Raw genomic sequence first — 2,862 nt, forward strand, 5'->3', positions numbered from 1 at the left:
TGCGCAGCCAGTCGTCCACCGCCTTGCTTGCCGCAGCGATGTCCTCCTTCACGATCGTGTTCAGCGGCGCTACCGCCGTCTGGGGTTCGCGCTCCGCCGGTTTCTGGCCCTGCTGTTGCGGGCCTTCGCTTTCTGCCATCTTCTCTCCCTGCCTCTGGCTGATGCCTTGACTGTTGTGCTGCGAATCCAGGCTTCAGGGCCGGATCACGCAGTCCTTCATCGTGAGAAACGCCGACCCCATCGCGAAGCCGACCTCGCAGCTCGCGGTGAACTTCGCGCCGCTGCGCATCTCGCCCATCTTCTGGTTCTGCGCGTCGTCCGCAGGAGTCAGGCGCGCCAGCTCCTGGTTGCCGCGTACATCGGCAGCGCGGATCAGCGACGTACCACCGAAGGAGTCAGACGCCTCGACGACCACCGCCGGGAACTGCACGCGCTTGCCGTATTCCGGCATGCCAAGCGCGCGGCGGCCCTGCTTCTCGTAACTCTGGTGCAGCTTGGTGAGCGTGGTCTTCGTTTCAGCTTGCGCAGCACATAGAGAAGCGTTGCTCAGGAAGACGATAGCGACAAAGACGGTCTTGATGTTTTTCATGGACATGGAATCGGTGAAGGGATGACGTTGCCCGTCAGGGCTCAGTTGATGTTGGCGTTCTGAAACTCGAGCTGCTCGAAGGTGCTGCCTGTGAAGTCCACGCTGCGCCCCTGCAGTCCTTGCGCATGCACCACGGTGCCGCCGCAGTCCAGCACGCCAACGTCGTTCCAGCTACCGCCCGCGAAGCTGATGTCGTCCCACTGGCATTGCGTGAAAGTGCTGGAGCCGATGCTGCTGCCGTCGAAATTCGCGCGCGTGAAGCTGCAGTTGATGAAGGTGCAACCCGTGATCGAGATGCCGCTGAAGTCGCATTGAGTGAAGCTGCAACCCGTGAACTGGCAGGCGCTCCAGCCCGCCTGCTTGAAGCTGGTGGCGGTGAAGCTTGTGCCGTTGAAGGTCGTTGCGGCGAACTGGGCGAGTCCCAGGTCGAGCCCGGCATAAGCGAAGCTGTCGGCCTGGCCCACGAGCCCGGCGGGAGCGCCGCCTGCGCCTTTGCGCCACATGTCGTGGGCGAGGATGATGATTTGGGAAGACATGTCGAATCCTTGAGTGACGTTGTCGGTCGACTCAACGCGAGAGCTGCTTCCGGAGGATCCGGCCAGCGCGCTTCTCGATCAACAGGCTGGGTTCGGGCAGCCCCGGCAGGGCGCCGCGATGGCCTTGCGGCTTGCCCTTTGCCACCCACGACACGCTGTAGCCGGCGGACTCCTCGGCCAGGACAAGCTCGTACCTTTCGAGCTGCAGGCCCGAAGACTTTGCATCTTCACAGGCAGCAGCAATCGCCTGCGCTGCCAGGCCGTCGACTTCGATGGTTTCGTTCGTTCTCATTCTTCCTCCCTCTGCAAATTGAAGACGCCGAATCCGGGTAGCCGCAACGTCCGTGCGGCAGACCCGGTGCCGGGGCGCCATTACCGGCTTCCCTGCTCCCGGAATATCTCGCCGGTCGTTTTCGACGCGATGTACGTGACCGACCGCCCCTGCCTGCTGGCGTTGCCGAGTCCTTTCTGCCCTGGAGACAGCTTGGCGGTGAACGCAATGCCGATGGCGTCGACCCCGTTCTCGTCCTCGCCGTTTTCCTTCTTCCTCTCGGCGATATGAACGTTGAAGTTGTTCAGGTCCTGCCCGGTCTTCTCGAACAGCTTGTACGCATTGGCCAGTGCAACGACAACTGACGTGCCGAGCATCAATTGGCCCGGCGAGTCGATCTCGAAAATCGATCCGGTATCAGCATCGGAGTGCATGGCGATTCAGTTTTCCCGATGAAACCCCAGGCCACCGGGCTTATTCGCACCTGCTCCGGCCGCATCCAAATTCGCTTCGATCACGACACTTCAGCCGATGTCCTGATAGATATCCCAATCCGAAACACTGGCATCCAGATCGTCCTCGAAACTCTCCGACAGTATTTCAATGGAGTTTCCAGAGGGATCGAAGATCCTTGCAAAGTAAAACCCGGGCGTGCGTGCAAGCATGTCGAACTCCACGCCCCTCTCTCTCAGGCCCTTGCAGAAGCTCGGAAAGTTCTTCTCGATGGAGAACTCATAGAGCGCACCCTTGTCGCTTTCATTTTTGCTTCCGGTCGAATCGAAGTACTTGAAGCAGACTGCCAGATCCCGATGACCTGGCACTCGCAGAATGTTCAGTTCCGAATCTCGCTCATATCCCAGAACACCTTCGTAGAAAGCATTCATCTTTTCGAGCATCCCTTTTGCCCGACGCATCGGGACATGAATGGTGAACGGCTTCGTCATTTTCCGTATCGTCCTTTTGCTTTTGGGCGTCCGCTTTCTTTCGAGCCATCTCTGGCTGCCACAGTCGCACACTTGTTGGCCTTGTAGGTCTTGGCTCCAGTCCTGCCCAACGCTTTTTTCTCGGCTGCATAAAACGGACTGCGATTCGTGGCGCCGTCAATTCCGATGTCGATGAACTCGTAACCCTCCGCGGCGCGCTGCCTGATCCACACGGCATTTCCGGCAACCGCTTTTTGCTCCCACGCCTTGCTTCCGAATTTTTCCTGCGACGCACCGGAGACCTGGGTCACGGAATTCCAATCCTTCTTGATGGTCCGGAACTCATCGCACGGGAACTTGAGTTTCATCGCTGCAGCATAGGCTTCCACGGCAGCTTGTCCTTCACCGATGATCACGTACTTCCGCAAGCCCAGCGGGTCGATGAATCCTGCCGGATTCGGCGCGTAGACCATGGCATGGAGTCCCCCTGCCAACCCGATGGGGTCCTGCGACACGAACCTGCCACTGCACGGATCGAAATAC

6 protein-coding genes are annotated in these 2,862 nt (G+C 59.5%); all 6 read right to left on the minus strand.

Annotated features, from left to right (window positions below; all coding sequences use genetic code 11):
- Positions 1-193 precede the first annotated feature (193 nt).
- Positions 194-589, minus strand: coding sequence for a hypothetical protein (locus EJO71_RS34125; protein WP_125953060.1), 396 nt, complete (start codon positions 587-589; stop codon positions 194-196).
- A 41-nt stretch (positions 590-630) separates the two neighbouring features.
- A complete protein-coding gene (locus tag EJO71_RS34130; protein WP_125953061.1) occupies positions 631-1,125 on the minus strand; it encodes a pentapeptide repeat-containing protein in 495 nt (164 codons plus the stop codon).
- Positions 1,126-1,156: 31 nt separating this feature from the next.
- Positions 1,157-1,417: a hypothetical protein gene (locus EJO71_RS34135; RefSeq protein ID WP_125953062.1), complete on the minus strand. Its 261-nt coding sequence runs from the start codon at positions 1,415-1,417 to the stop codon at positions 1,157-1,159.
- A gap of 80 nt (positions 1,418-1,497) precedes the next feature.
- Positions 1,498-1,830: a hypothetical protein gene (locus tag EJO71_RS34140; RefSeq protein ID WP_125953063.1), complete on the minus strand. Its 333-nt coding sequence runs from the start codon at positions 1,828-1,830 to the stop codon at positions 1,498-1,500.
- A 90-nt stretch (positions 1,831-1,920) separates the two neighbouring features.
- Complete coding sequence (locus EJO71_RS34145) at positions 1,921-2,340, minus strand: VOC family protein (protein ID WP_125953064.1); 420 nt, start codon at positions 2,338-2,340, stop codon at positions 1,921-1,923.
- Positions 2,337-2,862 (minus strand): RHS repeat-associated core domain-containing protein (locus tag EJO71_RS34150; protein WP_164546984.1); only part of this gene is annotated, 526 nt, incomplete at its 5' end. The genes EJO71_RS34150 and EJO71_RS34145, both read right to left, overlap by 4 nt.

Origin of the sequence: Variovorax sp. 679, from assembly GCF_003952185.1 — a bacterium.
GTDB lineage: Bacteria > Pseudomonadota > Gammaproteobacteria > Burkholderiales > Burkholderiaceae_C > Variovorax.

Excerpts from the sequence above, each read along its gene's own strand:
- EJO71_RS34125 (WP_125953060.1), bottom strand. The coding sequence starts at position 589 with ATGAAAAACATCAAGACCGTCTTTGTCGCTATCGTCTTCCTGAGCAAC.
- EJO71_RS34130 (WP_125953061.1), bottom strand. The coding sequence starts at position 1,125 with ATGTCTTCCCAAATCATCATCCTCGCCCACGACATGTGGCGCAAAGGC.
- EJO71_RS34135 (WP_125953062.1), bottom strand. The coding sequence starts at position 1,417 with ATGAGAACGAACGAAACCATCGAAGTCGACGGCCTGGCAGCGCAGGCG.
- EJO71_RS34140 (WP_125953063.1), bottom strand. The coding sequence starts at position 1,830 with ATGCACTCCGATGCTGATACCGGATCGATTTTCGAGATCGACTCGCCG.
- EJO71_RS34145 (WP_125953064.1), bottom strand. The coding sequence starts at position 2,340 with ATGACGAAGCCGTTCACCATTCATGTCCCGATGCGTCGGGCAAAAGGG.